Source organism: Undibacterium sp. Ji42W, assembly GCF_049340405.1.
GTDB lineage: Bacteria > Pseudomonadota > Gammaproteobacteria > Burkholderiales > Burkholderiaceae_D > Undibacterium.
The window spans coordinates 99,368-119,142 of the sequence record NZ_JBMPOV010000014.1; the positions used below are offsets into that span (position 1 = coordinate 99,368).

Genomic DNA, 19,775 nt, shown 5'->3' on the forward strand with positions numbered 1-19,775 from the left:
TTGACTATGGCTCTCGATTCACCCGCATCAAATTCAATTTCACGCCTGCCATCAGCTTTGCAACATCTTAGCCTGCCCGTCATTGGTTCACCCCTGTTCATTGCCAGTGGCCCCAAACTGGTGGCGGCGCAATGCAAGGCTGGCATAGTAGGCTCTTTCCCTGCCCTGAATGCCAGGCCGGCCGAGCTGCTGGATGTCTGGCTGACCGAATTGCAGGCTGAGCTGGCAGCGCATCAGGAAGCCCATCCAGATGCATTGATAGGACCTATTGCCGTGAACCAGATCGTTCATCAGTCAAATGACAGGCTCGCGCATGATGTAGAAGTCTGCGTCAAGCATCAAATACCCATCATCATTTCTTCGCTACGTGCACCGCCACCAGAAATGCTGGACGCGATACACAGCTATGGCGGTATTGTCATGCATGATGTGATTTCAATACGCCATGCGCAAAAAGCGCTGGAAGCCGGGGTCGACGGCCTGATCCTGGTTGCCGCCGGTGCTGGCGGTCATGCTGGCGGCCTGTCGCCGTTTGCCCTGGTCGGTGAAGTACGGCGCTTCTTTAACGGCCCGATTGCCCTGTCAGGCTCTATTGCGACTGGAGATGCAGTGCTGGCAGCACAAGCCATGGGAGCGGACTTCGCCTACATCGGCTCGCGCTGGCTGGCCACAGTTGAATCAAATGTCGATGAAGCCTATCGCCAGGCTATCCTTGATTCGGCAGCGGCTGATATCGTCTACACCAATCTGTTCACCGGTGTACATGGCAATTACCTCAAGAAATCCATCATCGCTGCTGGCCTTGATCCAGACAATTTGCCAGTAGCTGACAAGAGCCAGATGAACTTTGGCTCTGGTGGCGGTAGCAAGGCCAAGGCCTGGCGAGATATCTGGGGAGCTGGTCAGGGGGTAGGCTTGATGGATGATGTACTGACCGTAGCAGAAGTGGTAGCACGCTTGAAGATTGAATACGCCGCTGCCAAGGCACGGCTATTGTCATGATAAAAATTTTCAATGACCTCATTAATTATTTACATATCAGAAATATCATAGGAATATCATGAGTAAAGCTTATGTCGTTGCCGAAATCCACGTTACCAATCCAGAACCTTATGCTGAGTATCGGGTACTGTCTACCGCCAGCGTAGACCAGTACGGCGGCCAGTTTTTGGTGCGTGGCGGTACACGCCTGCAAAAAGAAGGCGGAGATGATCAGCATCATGAAGGCTCGCGCACCGTGATTGTCGAATTTCCTTCCCTAGCCCAGGCTCAGGTTTGGTACAACTCGGTCGAATATGACAAGGCCAAGGCAATTCGGCAGGCCAATTCCATAGGGCGCCTGTTTATCGTTGAAGGTGTGTAAGCTGAGATAGTTGTGGCTTGAGGGCGAAAAAACCACAAATTGCCCGCAGGATTCAAGTTTGCAAAGAGACTTGCCGTAACTAAGGTATCTCTCTGCAAACTGCATCCCAAACATAATCCACTATGCGCCGCTCTCTCGCCCTGCTGCTTCCCTTGCTGTTGGTTTTGTCCGCTCAGGCGAACGATCCACCGCCATCCAAACCTATTAAACCGGCATCAGCCAAAGAAGAAGCATCCGGTTCAGCTTCAGCTTCAGCTTCAGCCTCTGCCCCGGTCAAGGAAGAACGCAAGCCTTCTTCCAAGGAGAGCAAGGAAAGCAAAGAGTCCGCGAAAGAAACAGCGATCCGCGCCAAGGAGGCACTGGCCGCCGATGAACTTGCCGCCCGCATAGCCGAGCGCCTGAGTGTCATCCGCAAGGACAAAGATGAAGCAGCAGCGCGCAGTGCACCCAAGCCCGTCATGCGGCCTTCTTATGCGCCGCCGATACGCAGACCTGAAACGGCTAAAGCAAAGAGTGAGCATGGCACCAATAGTGCGGCCGCCGCCGGTGGCCTGGCTGCCAGCCATGCCGACATACACTGGAGTTACCAGGGCGAGGGCGGCCCTTTGAACTGGGGCAAACTCAATACTGCCAATGCCAAATGTGATGTCGGCGAAAGACAGTCGCCTATCGATATCCGCGATGGTATCAAGGTGGACCTGGACCCGATTGCCTTTGACTACAAACCCAGCCGTTTCTCTGTCATAGACAATGGACACACCATACAAGTCAATATCGGCGCGGGTAACTATATCAATGTGCTGGGCCATAATTATGAGCTGGTGCAATTCCATTTCCATAAACCATCCGAAGAACGGGTGAATGGCAAGAGCTTTGAAATGGTCGCCCATCTGGTGCACAAGGACACCGATGGCAAACTGGCAGTAGTTGCGGTCTTGCTGGAACGTGGCAAGTCGCATAGCCTGGTGCAGCACGTCTGGAATAATTTGCCGCTGGAAAAGAATGATCCGGTGCAGGCTTTGACGACCATGGACATGAATGACATCCTCCCCGTCAAGCGTGATTACTATACCTATATGGGTTCGCTGACGACACCACCTTGCAGCGAAGGTGTGTTGTGGCTGGTCATGAAAGAGCCGGTAGAAATTTCACCAGACCAGTTGACGATATTCAGCCGCCTGTACCCCATGAATGCACGGCCTATACAAAAAAATTCAGGGCGTTTGATCAAGGAATCAAATTAAGCTGTTGTCACTATAATGATGTGATGAGGCCGGCTAGTCCGGCCTTAATTCTTTGCGAACCACCCGCTTTAAACCTGACCATATATCACTGACAGCACAGACCTTGATATCGACGTAAGCCATCGGCAGGGCCACCTCTCTTATCGTATCTTCCGTGATATCGGTAGGCACTTTCGAGGCTTTCTTGGGCCAGGATACCCAGATTGCGGCATCACTTCTCAAGCTTTCTTTACAGGTCAGCAATTCTTTGACGAGGACAGCTTTTTCGTCAGTGAACAAATGGAGGATATCTGTCACAGGTGTCGTCTTCTTGTCAAATACGACAGTACCTGGCAAGTCAGACAGCAATCCAGATAGTTTTCAGGCGCATGTCTGGCGCAAACATGGCTGTCAGGCTGTATGCCAAGTTTTTTTTGTCAGTGGTGTACCTGAATAGCCAGTAGATGTCGGGTTGATCGTAAACAAAAATTAAAAAGCAGCATCCTTTCAGACACTGCTTAACATCAATCAGATGAGCTTGAACAGCATTTACTTATAAATGCCACAGCCAACGACGACATCATCATATTTCTCAAAATAGGTGGATTTTAATTCTATGGCCTTGGTAGTCGGATTTGGCCATTTATAATCTATCCAGCCTTTGCCTTTGCTCTTCGCGGTTGCCAGGAGTTCTTCAATAAAGGCTTTGTTATCGACATCTCTCAGCGTACTGATATTTTTTCCCAGAAGCTTGGGATTGGCACCATGGGCCAAGGTTTTGCCACTCATGTCGAGTACAAAAATATACAGGTCACGGTCACTGAAGCTGCCTTTGGGATTATTAAACTCAGGGTAGGCTGCATCCGCGCCCTTGGATTTGATATGGGCAATCGCTTTTTTTACCATGGCCTCAGCTTCTTGCGCCGTACCATGGTCTGCAGCGAATACACTTTGGCTGACAAAAATGCTGAATAAAGTCAGTGTCAGGAATTTAATGAAACTACGCATGATAAGTCTCCTTTATTGTGGGATACCAAATTTCAGCAGTTCATCAAACTCCTGGAATCTGATATCCCTCAACATACAACTATCTACGTCTGATTACTACACGCATTGCAAACAAGTAACAAAAGTTAGCTTTGCTTGTACGGCAGTTCACGCCAACGCTTGCCACTGACCCTGGCGATGGCATTCGCAAAAGCCGGAGCCAGCGCTGGCAAGCCAGGCTCACCCATGCCGGTAGGTGCATCCGCACTAGGGACGATATGCACGGCAATCTGTGGCATATCGGTAATGCGTGGCACGACAAAATCACTGAAGTTGCTTTGCTCAACCACACCATCCTTGAGCGTAATGGCAGCACCTGGCAAGCACATGGACAAGCCCATCAGCGCGGCACCCTGCACCTGCGCCTCTACGCTTTTTGGGTTGACGGCAAGATTACAGTGAACACCGGCAGTGACCTTGTGCAGTTTGGGCTGGCCATTCTTCATGGAAGCTTCAACCACGTAAGCGACGACAGACGAGAATGATTCATGCACAGCCACGCCATAGGCACGACCAGCAGGCAATTTCTTCTTGCCATAGCCAGACCTTTCCACGGCCAGTTGCAATGCCGCTTTATGTCGTGGATGTTTGTCACCCATGAGTTTCAGGCGGTAAGCCACTGGGTCTTGCTTGGTAGTCTGGGCAATTTCATCGAGCAGGGTTTCCATGACAAAGGCAGTATGGGTAGAACCCACGCTGCGCCACCACAGAACCGGGACATTGATCTTGGGATGATGGACAGACAGACGCATCGGCATTTCATACGGTTCTTTCATGCCTTCTACAGCGGTGATATCTACCCCATCCTTGACCATCATGGATTCAAACGGCGTACCACCGACGATGGATTGGCCGACGATCACATGGTCCCAACCCAGGATATTACCCTGCGCATCAAAACCGATTTCTGCCTTGTGCACATGCATGGGACGGTAATAACCACCCTTGACATCGTCCTCACGGCTCCACAGTGTGCGTATAGGGGCATCCAGCTCCGCAGTTTGCGCGGCCTTGGCGACATTGCAGGCTTCGACCACATAATCACTGGTGGCTATCGCGCGGCGACCGAAACCGCCACCTGCATACTGGGTGTGGACTGCGATATTTTCCGGTTTCAAACCCAGGGTCTTGGCTGCTGCGAAACCATCCAGGCCAGGCATTTGTGTACCCATCCACAAATCTGCCTTGTCGCCCTTCATGGCAACCGTGCAGTTTAAAGGCTCCATCGGTGTATGGGCAAGGTAGGGGAAGACAAATTCAGCATTCAGCTTATGCGGTGCTGTCGCTATTTTTGAGACATCATCATTGAACTTCAGTGCGCCTTGCTTCTTGGCCAGTTCTTTATAGGTAGCCAGCATTTTGATGGAGTCAACTTTTTCCACGCCATCAGTATCCCATTCCAGCTTCAGGACATCGCGGGCCTGCTTGGCTGGCCAATAACCGGTAGCGATAATTGCCACGCCTTCGCCACCACGGTCTGTCGGCACGCGCAAGACCGCCTTGACACCCTTGATGGCTTTGGCGGCAGTGTCATCAATAGTCTTGATCTTGGCACCGAATACCGGTGGTCGTGCTACTACCGCAGTCAACATGCCGGGCAAATGGGTATCAATACCAAAATCCTGGGTGCCAGTGGATTTGGCTTTGGCATCCAGACGGCCTGTGGGTTTGCCTATGAGGCGGAAGTTTTTCGGGTCTTTCAGTGTGACTTTTTCTGGTACTGGCAATTTCATGGCGGCGTCTGCCAGCTCGCCATAGCCAAGCTTTTTGCCACCGGGGCCGATGACATTGCCATTTTCGGTACGCAGGCTGGCAGGATCGACTTGCCACTGGTTGGCTGCAGCTTGCACCAGCATCGCACGGGTGCGGGCACCGAGTTCGCGGTATTGGGTATACGAGTGGGCGATGGAGTTTGAACCACCCGTCAAATGCATGCCAAATGCGGGGTCAACATAGGCTGGGTGATTATTACCATTCGCGCTTTGAACCTTGGACCAGTCGGCATCGAGTTCTTCTGCCAGTATCAGAGGCAGGCTGGTTTGCACACCCTGGCCAAATTCCAGGCGGTTGAAGGTGACGGTAACCGTGCCATCTTTGGCTATTTGTACGAATGCACCGGGTTGTTCAGTCGGCTTCAGACCCGCAGGTGCTTTGGCGGCGGCATCCTGCGCTGTTGCCAGCATGGGGTAGCAACCCAGGGCAAAACCACTGGCTGTTGCCATCTTCAAAAAGCTGCGGCGGCTCAGACCGGCAGATGTTGATTCTGGCGTGGATTGCAATAGGGATTGCAAATGGCGTGGCATCTCATCGAGGCGGGCTTCAAAATGCATGTTTATTCTCCTCAGGCCAAAGTGGATGCAGCATCATGGATGGCAGCACGGATGCGTACATAGGTGCCACATCGGCAGATATTGCCAGCCATGGCACCGTCAATGTCGGCATCGCTGGGTTTCTTGTTGGTTTTCAACAATGCCGTGGCGCTCATGATCTGGCCGCTTTGACAGTAACCGCATTGCGCAACATCATGCTTGATCCAGGCCGCTTGCACGGCTTTGCCGACCTTGTCCTGGCTCATAGCTTCTATTGTCGTGATTTTTTGCCCAGCGACAGAAGATATGGGCGTGATGCAAGAGCGTATTGCCTGGCCATTCAGGTGCACGGTACAGGCGCCGCATAATGCTGCGCCGCAGCCAAACTTGGTACCGGTCAGGCCCAGGGAGTCACGCAGGGCCCATAGCACGGGCGTGGACGGATCAACATCAACCTGATGATCTTTACTATTGATATTCAGTGCAGTCATGGAACGAATCTCCATCGGGTGAGGTGGTTGCAGGTCAAAACAGGAAAAAATCGGGGGAAACAGGAAGGCACATCTGGCTGGCAGGTTCATCTATATTCGGTTTACTTAACTACTATAGAATATTTTTGGCGTTTGGGTGCAAGAGACGAAAAAACCACGAAAAAGCGGTGCTTTCCGTGGTTTTATTTGCAATAATGTCTGCTTAAGCGCCCGCTAAGCGCGCTTTATTCATATTTTCTAGCATCGTCTATGACCTTGCCATCATTCGCCAGACTGCCAACCGCCACAAACTGTACATCGCCGCGCAACTTGGTGACTTCACGCAGGCTGTCGACAATCGCAGCTTGCAATACAGGGCTAGGCGCCACAGTTTCACAATGCAGACGCATGACATCGTTTGCCATTTCACCCGTCACAACTAATCTGGCCTTGATGATTTCCTGGTGACGCTTGACGACCTCCGCAACTTGCGAAGGATGGACGAACATGCCCTTGACCTTGGTCGTCTGGTCAGCTCGTCCCATCCAGCCCTTGATACGCTGGTTGGTACGGCCACAAGGTGAAATGTCCGGCAATATCGCCGACATGTCACCAGTACCAAAACGTATCAGGGGGTAGTCAGGATTAAAGGAAGTGATGACGACTTCACCGACCTCACCTTCCGCCACCAAATCACCCGTGCCGGGGCGCACGATTTCGAGTATCAAATCCTCATCCAGTATCATGCCGGGATTAACCTGGCCATCGGTCATGCTTTCATAGGCAATATTGCCGATATCGGCAGAGGCATAGATTTGCAATACATGGGCTACGCCATGTTCCTGCAGCCATTTGCGCAGGGAGGGTGGCAGGGCTTCTGCACCGACAATGGCGCGCTGTACGCTGGAAATATCCGCGCCCATGTCCAGCGCTTTTTCCAGGATGATCTTCAAAAAACTGGGCGTACCTATATAGGCATCAGGCCGCAATTCAGCCATGGCCTGTACCTGCATTTCCGTCTGGCCTATACCAGCCGGGATGACGGCGCAACCTATGCGGGCAGCGGCACTTTCCACCATGAAGGCAGCAGGCGTGAAATGATAGGAAAAGCAGTTTTGCAAGAGATGACCTGCCCGCAAGCCTATGGCATGCATGGGGCGGGCAAAGCGCCACCAGTCCTGGCCGCGTCCTTCAGGATCAAAGATAGGGCCGGGCGACATGAAGATATGGCCCAACTGGCGCACTGGTGTGGTATTCAGGCCACCAAACGGCGGCAGGGCCTTTTGCAAATCCTTGAGGTCCGATTTGCGTGTCACCGGCAATTGCGCCAGTGCGCTGCGGCTCTTGATGTCGTGCGCATCCACACCCTGCAATATCCTGCCCCAGCCTTCTGCAGTCTGGGCGTGGGCAATCAATTGCGGCAGCTTGTTCATCAGCGCTTGTTCGCGGCTTTGTGGATTGCGGGTTTCCAGGGCGTCCAGATAGTCACTCATGAGCATGCTCTATAGTGGTTGATTTATTTTTTGTTGCATTTTTTTAGACTTTTTTGAACCTGTTTACGATCTGTAGCGAGCGAGTGTCAGCGGGGTGAAGAGCAGCGCAAAAAGCGGAATGTACTTAAGTACATGAGCATTTTGAGCCGCACATGAGCCCCACATAAGCAACAACCGCGCTCGCGCTTAAGATCGTAAGCAGGTTCTCATGCCAGCCAGCGTTTGCGTCTTCTATAAAACTTCATGTCCTTGAAGCTCTTGCGGCCTGCGCCTGAGACGCCGAGGTAAAATTCCTTGACGTCTTCATTGCTGCTGAGGTCTTTTGCCTCACCTTCCATGACGACTCTGCCGTTTTCCAGGATGTAGCCAAAGTCGGCATAGCGCAGGGCGACATTGGTGTTTTGTTCGGCCAGCAAAAAAGATACTTTTTCTTTTACATTCAGACTTTTGACGATTTCAAAAATCTCTTCCACCAGTTGTGGTGCGATCCCCATTGATGGTTCATCGAGCAAAATCATCGAAGGCTTGGCCATCAGCGCACGTCCTATCGCACACATTTGCTGCTCACCACCCGAGGTATAACCAGCCTGGGAATGACGGCGTTCACGCAGACGTGGAAAGTAGTGGTACACCTTCTCCAGCTCGGCCTTGAGTTCACTACGTGACAGGCTGCGCGTGTAGGCACCCGTCAACAGGTTTTCTTCCACCGTCAAGTGCGCAAAACAATGGCGGCCTTCCATGACTTGCGACAGGCCACGCTTGACCAGTTCATTCGGCGTCAGGTGATCAACCCTCTGACCGCGGAAAGTAATATCGCCCTTGGTGATATCGCCACGCTCATTTCTCAGCAGCGTCGATATTGCCTTCAGCGTGGTTGATTTACCTGCGCCATTGGCACCCAGCAAGGCAACGATTTTTCCTTGCGGTACTTGCAGGGAAATACCTTTCAATACCAGGATCACATGATCGTAGATAACTTCGATATTATTGACGCTGAGATAGGCGATATCGGTAGCTGCCGCTTGTTCCGTTTTTGCCATTTCTGCGGTAATGCTGTGTATGCTCATGATCTTGTCTTGCAATAAATTGGTATTGCCAATGCGACGGATTTTTACCTCCGCCGCTTGCTGTGGCGTACTTTCGCTTACTCCGTTTTATTTCAAACAGGCAGGCGTAATTTTTTTCTCAGCTGCATATTTGTTGGAGGACTCTTCCAGCATGGCGCGTGTCAAAGCCTTGTCACCGGTGACCCAGTTAGGCGTGATGGCTTTCCACTTATCACCTGTCCATTGTTGTACCTTGACAGCGCCGGAACCTTCATGATCTTCGCAGGAAGTTTTCACCGGCGGGAACATGCCCATCGCCCCCAAAGCTTTTTGGCGTGCTTCATCCACGTTCAGGTTTTCAAAGCCCCAGCGGATTTGCTCGGATGTCATAAGTTTGCCCTTGCCGTATTTTTCCTGCGCTTTCAGGATAGCTTCTGTCCACAAGATGGCAGCAGTCACACCGCGCATGTGGTAAACAGAACCGATGCGGGATTTGTCACCCAGATTACCCTTGCCAGCCGCATACACCTTGCTGCGAATTTCATCCAGCACTGGGTAATTGCCCGGTGTATTGAAAGTCATCGAGGTATAGCCTTTTGCCGCATCACCAGCCGGGATTGCGTCTTCTTCTGAACCCGCCCACCAGACGCCCAGCATCTTTTCACGCGAATAGCCGTTGCGTTGCGCAGTCTTGATCGCCACTGCATTCATGACACCCCAGCCCCACAGGATCACGTAATCAGGATTGGCCTGGCGGATTTGCAGCCATTGCGATTGCTGTTCATTGCCGGGATGGGCAACCGGGATCTTGATGAGCTCGAACCCATATTGCTTGGCTTGCGCTTCCAGTACCGGGATAGGTTCTTTACCAAAAGCAGAATCATGGTACAGATGGACGATTTTCTTGCCCTTGAGTTTGTCCATGCCGCCAGACTTGTCGCCCAGGTATTTGGTCATGGCCGCAGCCTGGTTCCAGTAGCTGGTGATGAGCGGGAATACGTAAGGGAAGACCTTGCCATTGGCCGCATCAGAACGGCCATAGCCCAGCGTAGTCAAAGGGATTTTATCTTCTGCAACACGGTCGAGGATGCCGTAGGCGATGCCAGTGGAAAGTGGTTCTACCAGTGATGCACCGCCTTGGTTTTTCTTCAGACGCTCGTAGCATTCGATGCCGCGCGAAGCATTGTATTCAGTCTCACATTCTTCCCAGGAAATCTTGATCCCATTCAAACCACCTTTGGCATTGACCAGATTGAAATAATCGATGGCACCACCATAAAAACCAGAACCGCCGGCCGCGTATGGACCGACGCGATACGACAGCATGGGAATGAATTGATCATTCGCCTGGACTGCATTGACAGCACCCAGAATTGCCGAGGCCATGAGCAGGGATTTCAGAAATTTCATATTGTCTCCTTGTGGTTGGATGGGTATTGCGTGACGCTTTTCTACCAAATTCTTCGAAGGCGAAGCGTCTTTATTATGAACTTAATTTTTTTGTCCTGACTAGTCTTATCTGTCATCAATGCGGAAAGGGCCAGAGGCGCAGCTTTTCTTTCGTGATTTGCCACAACCTCGCCAGACCATGCGGTTCGACGATGAGGAAGAAAATAATCAGCGCGCCAAATACCATCAATTCAAGATTCGATGCCACATTGGTTGGCAAAGATAAACCGTGTGCAATCAGGTTCAGCACGATGGGGAGCAGGATAATGAAAGCCGAACCCAGGAAAGAACCAAGTATGGAGCCGACACCACCGATGATGATCATGAACAGGATGCGGAAAGACAGGTCGAGGTTATAGGCCTCTGGTTCCACCGTACCCAGATAGGCATAGGCATACAGGGCACCGGCGATGCCGCAGTAAAACGAGGACACTGCAAAGGCCAGCAATTTGGTGCGCATGAGGCGAAAGCCTATGACCTCTGCCGCCACGTCCATGTCACGCACCGCCATCCATGAGCGGCCTACGTTGGATCTCACCATATTCTTGGCCAGCATAGCCATGACACAGACTACTGTCAGCGTCAGCAGGTATTTTTTGACTGGGGTATTGATCGCTGTACCGAGTATGACCATTTCCTGTGCCGTGATCACGCCGGAGGAACTGTAATTGGTAAACCACTGTATCTTGGTCAGGCACCAGACCACAAAGAATTGCGTTGCCAACGTCGCCGCCGCCAGGTAAAACCCCCGTATGCGCAGCGAGGGTAAACCAAAGGCAATACCCACCAAAGCTGCTGACAAACCGCCCAGTACAAAAGCCAGCAAGACCGGGATGCCGGGTATGCGCAAGACAAAGTTATAAGACGCGAAAGCACCTACTGCCATGAAAGCTGCAGAGCCTAGTGACAATTGCCCCGCATAGCCAGTCAGGATATTCAAGCCCAGTGCTGCCAGGGAGAAAATCAGGAAGGGAATGAAGATGGCGGAAAATGCGTAATTCGTTGCCAGATTGGGTACGGCGATGAATGCCGCTATCAGGACAATGGCGATACCGATACGGTCTTGCCGTATCGGAAATATCTGGTTATCTGCCTGATAGCTTGTTTTAAATTGTCCTGCTTCACGGTAGAACATGGTGTTCCTCTACGCTGCTAATGATGCTTGATTATGTTGAACTACAGGACATTAAATCCTGCGTATGATTTTTTCACCAAACAAACCTTCGGGCCTGACCAGCAGGAACAACAATGCCAGTACATAAGGGAACCAGCCCTCTATGCCACCACCGACCAGCGGGCCAATATATACTTCAGCCAGTTTTTCAGATGCGCCGATAATCAGGCCACCGACAATTGCGCCGGGCACAGAAGTGAAGCCGCCCAGTATCAACACCGGCAAGGCTTTCAAGGCGACAAAGGTCAGTGCAAACTGCACACCATTACGCGCACCCCACAGCAGACCTGCTACCAGTGCGACAAAGCCGGCAACCGCCCAGACTATGCCCCAGATCTGTTGTAAGGGAATACCAACTGCCAGTGCCGCCTGATGATCATCTGCCACTGCACGCAGGGCGCGGCCTATCTTGGTTTTGGAAAACAGCAGCGCCAGGCCAGTCACCAACAGCGCACAGATCAAGGCCGCAATGACATCAAATTGCGACACCAGGATATTGAACTTCTCCATAAAATATTCTATGGGTACATCGTCGATAGGCAATGTCAGTTTGTGCGGTTGTGAACCCCACAATAATTGCGCCAGGCCTTCAATAAAAAAGGTTAGGCCTATGGTCGCCATGAACAGGGTAATCTCAGGTTGATTGACCAATGGACGCAATACTACCCGTTCGATTGCCAGGCCCAGTGCCACCATCACCAGCATAGTCAGCGGTATCGCCAGCCACAGTGACATCTCAAATTTCTCGGTCAGGCCTACGCACGTCAGGGCGGCAAAAAACACCATTGCACCCTGCGCGAAATTGAAGACGCCAGAAGCTTTGTAAATCAACACAAAACCCAGCGCCACCAGCGCATACATGACACCGGACAACAAGCCACCGATAAACACTTCAAAGAAAAAACTAATATTCATTTCAACCTCTTGTTCACATCAACTTGCGCGAATGACTGGGGTGATCAAAGAAGACCTCTCAACACAGAGGCACAGAGACACAGAGGAAAAACATGAGAAATGCCTCTCACATTCAGTCTTTGATTTTCTCAATGCTTTTCTCTGTGTCTCCGTGTCTCTGTGGTTAATGGTTTTAAAGATTTCGATCTTCAATGCGCCACACCAAGATAGGCATTGATCACTTCCTGATTAGCCAACACTTCCGCAGGTGTGCCGTCACCGATTTTCTTGCCGTAATCGAGTACGACCACGCGGTCTGAGATATCCATCACCACACCCATATCATGTTCGATCAAAACGATGGTGGTGCCCAGTTGATCATTGACATCGAGAATGAAGCGGCTCATGTCCTGTTTTTCTTCTACGTTCATGCCAGCCATGGGTTCATCGAGCAACAAAATTTCTGGTTCAGCTGCCAGCGCACGCCCCAGTTCCACACGTTTTTGCAAACCATAAGAAAGACGGCCTACCGGTATCTTGCGTATATGCTGGATTTCCAGGAAATCGATAATCTCTTCCACCTTTTCACGGTGGGCAATTTCTTCTTTTTGCGCAGGGCCCCAGTACAAGGCCTGCATGAGGAAATTGCTTTTCATTTTCAGGTTGCGGCCCGTCATGATGTTGTCAAGCACGCTCATGCCTTTGAACAAAGCGATGTTTTGGAAGGTACGGGCGATACCGCTTTTTGCTGCCGCATAGGTATTCATGTCCTTGCGATGCTGGCCGCGATAAGTGATATCACCTTGTTGTGGGCGATATACGCCATTGATGACATTCAGCATCGAGCTTTTGCCAGCGCCGTTGGGGCCTATGATGGCGCGTATTTCATGTTCCCTGACGTTGAAGGAAATATTCGTCAAAGCCTTGACACCGCCAAAGGCCAAGGAGATGTTTTGCAAGTCCAGGATGACTTCACCGATTTTTCTGTTATCTGCCATTTTTTCTTAGTCCTTCTTATGCAGCCAGCTTTTAGGCAGAAAATGTTTTGACATCGCTGATATGCAAATCGGCACTGACCTTGCCCTGGCGGCCATCTTCAAACTTGACCAGGGTTTCTATGAATTGTGTACGCTTGTCTGAATACAGGGCTTCTATCAATACGGCATATTTTTCAGCGATGAATTTGCGTCTGACCTTGCGGGTACGGGTCAGCTCATCATCATCGGGATCGAGTTCTTTGTGCAGCACCAGGAAGCGATGTATCTGTGTGCCTGCCATCAAGTCTTCGCTGGCGAGATCAGCATTGACTTTTTCGATGCACGACAGTATCAGTTGGTACGTCTCTGCCTTGGCTGCCAGATCGGTGTAGCCAGAATAAGCAATGCCGCGTCTTTCTGACCAGTTGCCGACTGCTTCCATATCGATATTGATGAAGGCACAGACGGTATCGCGTTCATGACCAAAGGCCACGGCTTCCTTGATGAAGGGGAAGAACTTGAGTTTGTTTTCTATGTAGTTGGGCGCGAAGATATCGCCCTGGTTCATCTTGCCTACATCGGCTGCGCGGTCGATGATTCTCAGATGTCCATCCTGGTCAAAGACGCCCGCGTCACCAGTGTGGAAATAACCCTGTTCGTCCATGACTTCTGCTGTTGCATCGGGGCGTTTGTAGTAGCCTGTCAGCATGGCATCTGACCTGACCAGTACTTCACCATTCTCTGCCAGTTTTACTTCAACACCAGGCGCGGCGGCACCTACGCTATCAAACTTGATCTTGCCGTCCGGCTGCAGGCAGACATAGGCACAGGTTTCAGTAGAACCATATAACTGCTTGAGGTTGACACCGATGGAACGATAGAAACGGAACAGGTCAGGGCCGATGGCGGCACCGGCAGTGTAGGCGACGCGTACGCGTGACAAACCAAGTACATTTTTCAGCGGGCCATAAATCAACAGATTGCCTAGTGCATATTGCAAACGGTCCATGCCGCTGACGGTTTTGCCATCAAGAATGTCAGAACCGACACGACGTGCCAGGTCCATGAAATGGGCAAACAGTTTGCGCTTGATGCTGCCTGCATCTTCCATGCGTATCATGACTGTGGTCAGCATATTTTCAAACACGCGTGGTGGGGCGAAATAATAAGTGGGGCCGACTTCGCGCAAGTCCGTCATGACAGTTTCGCTGGACTCAGGGCAATTCACTGTAAAACCCACAGCCATCGCCTGGGCGAAGGAAAACAGGTGGTCACCCACCCATGCCATGGGCAGGTAAGACAGGATATCTTCCTTTGCCGTGAGCTGGTCAAATTCCATGCCGCCCATTGCCGCAGTCATGAAGGAACGGTGTGACTGGCAGACGCCCTTGGGCTTGCCTGTGGTGCCTGAGGTGTACAGCATGACAGCCGTGTCATCTGGCTGGCCAAGCTCTACTTCTTTCATGAAAAAATCAGGATGGGTGATATCAAAAGCACGCCCCAGCTCCTGCAGGGCAGCATAGGATGTCAACTCTGGCTGGCGATAATGGCGCATGCCACGATCATCATCAAAGGCGATATGTTGTATACCTGCATACTGTTGTTTGATGTCGAGCAGCTTATCAACTTGTTCCTGATCTTCGACGATAGCGAAGACGATTTCTGCATTTTCCAATACATAGGCCATGTCGGCAGCTGGCGCATCCTGATACAAGGGCACAGGTATGCCACCCAGGCATTGTGCGGCAGCCATGGCCCAGTACAGGCGTGGGCGGTTGTCACCGATGATGGCGAGGTTCATGCCACGTTTAAAGCCTTGCGCCGCCAGGCCGCAGGCCAGGGCGCGCACTTCTGCATTGACTTGCTGCCAGTTCCAGGTTTGCCAGATACCAAGGTCTTTTTCGCGGAAGGCCGGATGTTGCGGCCGTGTTTTCCCATGCTGCAATAGCAACCTGGGAAAAGTCGAATTCGCTGCTTCTTTTTGATTCATGTCTCCACCACTAGCCTGTCATTTATGGGGCTTATTCTATTGTGAGTGTCCTGATGCGTCCTTACTGCTTACTTACGATGTCTGCGCAGAGGGACTTTTTACGGTAGGTATTGTAGTGGCATGCTGCAATGAATTGCCTTGGAATGCCTACAGTCTTCGCTGTAATGGGCAAGTCGCTTACAATGTCTCCGTAATTCTTTTTGTTGATGGGAATAGTAGACCCTTCATGCGCCGGCGGTTGTCATTCGACCGACAATCTGAAAATTTGACCCAATTATCTGTGGTGCGTTGCACAAATATGACAAAAAAAATCAGCGACCCGAAAGAGCGGTTTGCCAAGTCCTTGTGGGCCAGCATGCTGTCGCCAGAACACATGCAAAAAGTGGAAGACGAAGTCGTTGAACGCTTCATTCCGGCAGGCGGCTATGTCTGTCGCAAGGGCGATCCGGTAGAGCACTGGATGGGTGTGATTGAAGGTTTCCTGAAGATGAGCAGCATTTCACCGGATGGCAAGACGGTGACTTTCAGTTGCATGCTGGCGGGCGGCTGGTTTGGTGAAGGCTCGTTATTGAAAACTGAGTTGCGCCGTTATGATGTGGTGGCATTGCGTGATACCCGCGTTGCCTATATGCCGCGTACTACTTTTACGCACCTGCTGGATAACAGCATCCCATTTAACCGTTTTCTCTTGCATCAGTTGAACGAGCGTCTGGGACTGTTTATATCACTGGTTGAATACGACCGCATGCTTGATCCTGACACCCGCGTCGCCCGTTGCCTGGCAGCCATGTTCCACCCTTATCTTAACCCTGGTTTGAGGGATGGCAGCAGTATGCAAATCCAGATATCGCAGGAAGAAATCGGTTATATCTCCAGCGTCTCGCGCCAGCGTGCCAACCAGGCACTGCAACTGCTGGAAAAGAAAAAATTGCTGAGTGTGGATTATGGTGGCATCACCATACTTGATCTTGAAGGCCTGCGCCGTTTCCCGGATGAATGAAGCATGAGGACCCTGAATATCATTGGTGCCGGTAAAGTCGGCAAGGTGCTGGGCAGGAATTTCCAGCGCCAGCAACAGTTTGCCATACAGCAGGTGTTGAACCGCACGCTTTGCAGTGCCAGCAATGCAGTAAGCTGGTTGGGTGCTGGGCAGGCTGTGGATGATATCGCACAACTGCAAGCCGCGGATATCACCATGCTGACTGTCAGTGATGACCAGATTGCCAGCGTTTGCCAGCAACTTGCGAAAGCCGGTTTGCTAAAGGCAGGTAGCGTTATTTTCCATTGCAGTGGTGCCAAGGCATCGACAGAGTTACAGTCTGCCAGACTGGTAGGTGCAGCAGTCGCCAGCGTCCATCCTGTACGCAGTTTTGCCAATGTCGATCTGCTGGCGGAACATTTCGCCAGTACGATATGCAGCCTGGAAGGCGACGAGGCTGCGCTGGCTGTATTGCTGCCTGTTTTGCAGGCCATAGGTGCAGAGACAGTGATTATTCAGGCAGATAATAAATTGCTGTATCACGCAGGCTCTGTGTTTGCCAGCAATTATCTGGTGACACTGATGGACGTCGCCTTGCGCACTTACCAGGCGGCGGGCATACCAGCAGAGATCGCTCAAAAGATGGCGGCACCATTGGCAAGGCAGTCGCTGGAAAACGTCTTCGCCCTTGGCACGCAGGCAGCGCTGACTGGCCCTATTGCGCGAGGTGATATGCAGACAGTCGCTTTACAGCAAAGCAGGCTCATTAATTGGGATCAGCAGGCAGGCGACTTGTATCAGGCATTTACGCAGCCGACCATAGACCTGGCGGCTGCACGAAATTCTCATTCAGAGAAGTAAACGCTGTTGCGGCCATTTTCCTTGGCTTGGTACAACGCCAGGTCTGCACGTTCAAAGACGCTGGCTTCGCTTTCCTTATCCTTGCATTCAGCCACACCCATGCTGACGGTGATCGACAGACGGGTACGTGTCAGGTCAGTGGTGCGCGAGAAGTCATTGTTGGCGATGGTATTGCGCAGGTTCTCGGCTATTGAAGTAGCTTTTTCCAGCGTACAGTTTTTCAGCAAGATCAAAAATTCTTCACCACCCCAACGGCAGATGATGTCGCTTTCGCGTAGCGAGCGTTTGGATATCTGAGAGATTTCCTTGAGTACATGGTCGCCCACCAGATGGCCTTGTTTGTCATTCACTTTCTTGAAGAAATCGATATCCAGCAAGATCACGCACATAGGCTGGCGGGAGCGTTCGCTATCTAGCAGGGCTTGCTGGAAGACAAAGTCAAAGGCCTGGCGGTTCAGCAAATTAGTCAGGGTGTCGGTGGAAGCGGATTTTTCCAGGCGCTTTTGATAACGTCTTACAGTGAGCAGCAAGATCACCAAAATGATCAGAGTAATGCCAGCGCTGATCGCGATATTGATGAGGAAAATATTTTGCAGGGGTTTGATCTCCCCACCCATTTCCTGCTCTACCAGCAAATACCAGCCCAGCTCGGGGATGAAGCGGGCATTGACGAGGATGGTTTCATTCTCGCTCTTGTATTCCAGATGCTGGGATTCACTCTTGCGGTTAGCCAGGATTTGCGGTGCGAGGTTGCCCAGGCCCGGCATGACACTCAGGTTGCTGCGTATCTTTTTCATGTTATTGCCAGCCAGGGCAATATTGCCTTTCTGGTCGACGAAAAAGATATTCCTCCGAAAGCGGGTCTGATAACTGTCTATCAGGTTTTTCATGGTGTCCAGCGTCATGCCTATGCCAGTGACACCGATGAATTTGCCTGAATAATCTAGGATGCGGTAATTGATGAAGATGGTCATGGTGTCGCGATTGGCCATGTCTATATCGACATTGGTTTCATAATCGCTTTTCAGGCCGCGTACCCGGAAGAACCACTGATCGCGCGGATCAGTATCGCTGATGGTTTTCAGCACACCGTCAGCATGATAATAATTGCGGGTATGGTCAGATATCAGAAAGCTGGAAATCGCGTGGTTTTTTTGCTTGATTTCTTTCAGATACTTGATGATCTGGTCTTTGTCTTCTTCACCATTGATGATCCAGTCACGCAAAAAAGTGTCATGCGCCATTTGGGATGACACAAAAACCGGGCGTAATATATCTTTCTGGATTTCAGAATAGACATTGTCACCAGTAATGGGCAGGGTTTGCTCGGAAATGCCTTGTTGTATGGCATCGCGGGAGACCACAAAAGATGCCACGGTCGTGGAGACAAACCCTGCAATCAGGATCAGAGATAGCCATACCAGCAGACCGTATTTTTTTAACATTATTTGCATGAATGATAGACGGAGCATGAGCGTGAGGTTTGCCGCAAGATAATACTATAAACCTATGCTGATTCTGGTCATTTTCGAGGCAAACGACTGTGTCTTGCAGTAGTTTTGAGCACAATCAGATGATATTGCATGATGTTTCATGCAGTGTGTGCGTTTTTTAAGGAGTGTTGTGATTTAATTCACAGGCGGGAAATAAAAAATGCCGCTAAAAGTGGTATTTAGCGGCATTAATGCAGTAAGAATGACAGAGCTAAACCTGTTTGCGATCTGTAGCGAGCGGGCGTCAGCGGGGTAAGTGTGACAAAACGCAGCGCAAAAAGCGGAATGTACTTGAGTACATGAGCATTTTGAGCAGCGCATGAGCCCCGGATCACGCACGCGCAGTAAGATCGTAAGCAGGTTTTAAGGGCGTGGCGTCAAAGATACATGGATACGCAGGCGTGAACCTGGATCATAAGGCATGACAGAAGTATAAGTACGGTTATGGTACTCATAGGTCACGGCATAGCCATTGGTACGGGTTTCCCAGCTATCAATATTGCGGCACTGGCGCACAGGGCGGCTTTCATAGACAGGCTGATTATTATTGTAGTTATTGCCGTTATTGCCATTATTATCGACACGGTCACCGACGATGGCACCAGTCACTGCACCAACGGCAGCCGCAGCAATACGGCCATTGCCGCCACCTACCTGGCTGCCCAGCAAACCACCGGCCAGACCACCGATGATGGCACCGCCATTGCTGCGTTCTGCCTGTTGCTGGCGTGGATAATTGCGCTGGCTGGTTTCATATTCGGTACGGCATTCCTGGCGCGGCACATTGACTTGCTCAACTTGCGGGGTGACGCTGACAACGCGGGCATAATCATCAAAGTCGGCAGCATGGGCAGCAGGAACCAGGGCAGTGGCAGAAAATGCCAATATGGATGCAGCCATGGAGAATTTTGTGAATGTCATTTTTTTACCTCTTTCGGTTTGGATCATGTGATCAACATTGCCTTGGCCTCTGAATTTGTCAAACTGGCAAAAACGGGCAGCTGGGT

General features: G+C 51.2%; 18 protein-coding genes. 5 read left to right on the forward strand and 13 right to left on the reverse strand.

Translation table 11 applies throughout. The features are described 5' to 3' along the window. The first annotated feature begins 6 nt into the window (after positions 1-6). The 3 genes from ACO0LG_RS25565 (at position 7) to ACO0LG_RS25575 (ending at position 2,607) form a co-directional block, all read left to right on the forward strand. A complete protein-coding gene (locus ACO0LG_RS25565; RefSeq protein ID WP_423030760.1) occupies positions 7-1,002 on the forward strand; it encodes an NAD(P)H-dependent flavin oxidoreductase in 996 nt (331 codons plus the stop codon). 58 nt (positions 1,003-1,060) lie between these two features. Then, complete coding sequence (locus ACO0LG_RS25570) at positions 1,061-1,363, forward strand: DUF1330 domain-containing protein (RefSeq protein WP_423030762.1); 303 nt, start codon at positions 1,061-1,063, stop codon at positions 1,361-1,363. Between the two features lie 122 nt (positions 1,364-1,485). Beyond that, positions 1,486-2,607, forward strand: coding sequence for a carbonic anhydrase (locus tag ACO0LG_RS25575; RefSeq protein ID WP_423030764.1), 1,122 nt, complete (start codon positions 1,486-1,488; stop codon positions 2,605-2,607). A gap of 33 nt (positions 2,608-2,640) precedes the next feature. Here the strand turns inward: ACO0LG_RS25575 and ACO0LG_RS25580 are convergent, their stop codons facing one another. From ACO0LG_RS25580 to ACO0LG_RS25630, 11 genes are all read right to left on the reverse strand, one after another. Beyond that, complete coding sequence (locus ACO0LG_RS25580; protein ID WP_423030766.1) at positions 2,641-2,943, reverse strand: DUF3052 family protein; 303 nt, start codon at positions 2,941-2,943, stop codon at positions 2,641-2,643. Between the two features lie 192 nt (positions 2,944-3,135). After that, positions 3,136-3,594, reverse strand: a complete 459-nt coding sequence (locus ACO0LG_RS25585; protein ID WP_423030768.1) for a cache domain-containing protein — start codon at positions 3,592-3,594, stop codon at positions 3,136-3,138. 125 nt (positions 3,595-3,719) lie between these two features. Then, entirely contained in the window at positions 3,720-5,963 is a 2,244-nt protein-coding gene (locus ACO0LG_RS25590; RefSeq protein WP_423030770.1) for a molybdopterin cofactor-binding domain-containing protein, read from the reverse strand. Positions 5,964-5,974: 11 nt separating this feature from the next. After that, entirely contained in the window at positions 5,975-6,433 is a 459-nt protein-coding gene (locus ACO0LG_RS25595) for a (2Fe-2S)-binding protein (RefSeq protein WP_423030772.1), read from the reverse strand. A 224-nt stretch (positions 6,434-6,657) separates the two neighbouring features. Beyond that, positions 6,658-7,905 (reverse strand): phenylacetate--CoA ligase family protein, encoded by a 1,248-nt coding sequence (locus ACO0LG_RS25600; protein WP_423030774.1) that lies wholly within the window; start codon positions 7,903-7,905, stop codon positions 6,658-6,660. 206 nt (positions 7,906-8,111) lie between these two features. Continuing rightward, complete coding sequence (locus ACO0LG_RS25605; protein ID WP_423030859.1) at positions 8,112-8,945, reverse strand: ABC transporter ATP-binding protein; 834 nt, start codon at positions 8,943-8,945, stop codon at positions 8,112-8,114. Positions 8,946-9,059: 114 nt separating this feature from the next. Then, positions 9,060-10,361 carry an ABC transporter substrate-binding protein gene (locus ACO0LG_RS25610; RefSeq protein WP_423030776.1) on the reverse strand — a complete coding sequence of 434 codons (1,302 nt, stop codon included), beginning with the start codon at positions 10,359-10,361 and terminating at the stop codon, positions 9,060-9,062. Between the two features lie 115 nt (positions 10,362-10,476). Then, complete coding sequence (locus tag ACO0LG_RS25615; protein ID WP_423030778.1) at positions 10,477-11,535, reverse strand: branched-chain amino acid ABC transporter permease; 1,059 nt, start codon at positions 11,533-11,535, stop codon at positions 10,477-10,479. A 51-nt stretch (positions 11,536-11,586) separates the two neighbouring features. Continuing rightward, positions 11,587-12,483, reverse strand: coding sequence for a branched-chain amino acid ABC transporter permease (locus ACO0LG_RS25620; protein WP_211324411.1), 897 nt, complete (start codon positions 12,481-12,483; stop codon positions 11,587-11,589). A 194-nt stretch (positions 12,484-12,677) separates the two neighbouring features. Continuing rightward, positions 12,678-13,466 (reverse strand): ABC transporter ATP-binding protein, encoded by a 789-nt coding sequence (locus ACO0LG_RS25625; RefSeq protein ID WP_186955877.1) that lies wholly within the window; start codon positions 13,464-13,466, stop codon positions 12,678-12,680. Positions 13,467-13,497: 31 nt separating this feature from the next. Then, a complete protein-coding gene (locus tag ACO0LG_RS25630) occupies positions 13,498-15,435 on the reverse strand; it encodes an AMP-dependent synthetase/ligase (protein WP_423030781.1) in 1,938 nt (645 codons plus the stop codon). A gap of 298 nt (positions 15,436-15,733) precedes the next feature. Here ACO0LG_RS25630 and ACO0LG_RS25635 point away from each other — a divergent pair, with 298 nt between their 5' ends. Both ACO0LG_RS25635 and ACO0LG_RS25640 read left to right on the forward strand, forming a co-directional pair. Next, a complete protein-coding gene (locus ACO0LG_RS25635; protein WP_423030783.1) occupies positions 15,734-16,435 on the forward strand; it encodes a Crp/Fnr family transcriptional regulator in 702 nt (233 codons plus the stop codon). 3 nt (positions 16,436-16,438) lie between these two features. After that, a complete protein-coding gene (locus ACO0LG_RS25640) occupies positions 16,439-17,275 on the forward strand; it encodes a Rossmann-like and DUF2520 domain-containing protein (RefSeq protein ID WP_423030785.1) in 837 nt (278 codons plus the stop codon). On the opposite strand, the gene ACO0LG_RS25645 is transcribed toward ACO0LG_RS25640, so the two are convergent. Together ACO0LG_RS25645 and ACO0LG_RS25650 are read right to left on the reverse strand one after the other, a co-directional pair. Then, the gene (locus tag ACO0LG_RS25645; RefSeq protein ID WP_423030787.1) at positions 17,260-18,720 is read right to left on the reverse strand and encodes a sensor domain-containing diguanylate cyclase; all 1,461 of its coding nucleotides are present in this window, start codon (positions 18,718-18,720) and stop codon (positions 17,260-17,262) included. The genes ACO0LG_RS25640 and ACO0LG_RS25645 overlap by 16 nt on opposite strands. Before the next feature lie 411 nt (positions 18,721-19,131). After that, positions 19,132-19,689 (reverse strand): glycine zipper 2TM domain-containing protein, encoded by a 558-nt coding sequence (locus ACO0LG_RS25650; protein ID WP_423030789.1) that lies wholly within the window; start codon positions 19,687-19,689, stop codon positions 19,132-19,134. Between the last annotated feature and the right edge of the window lie 86 nt (positions 19,690-19,775).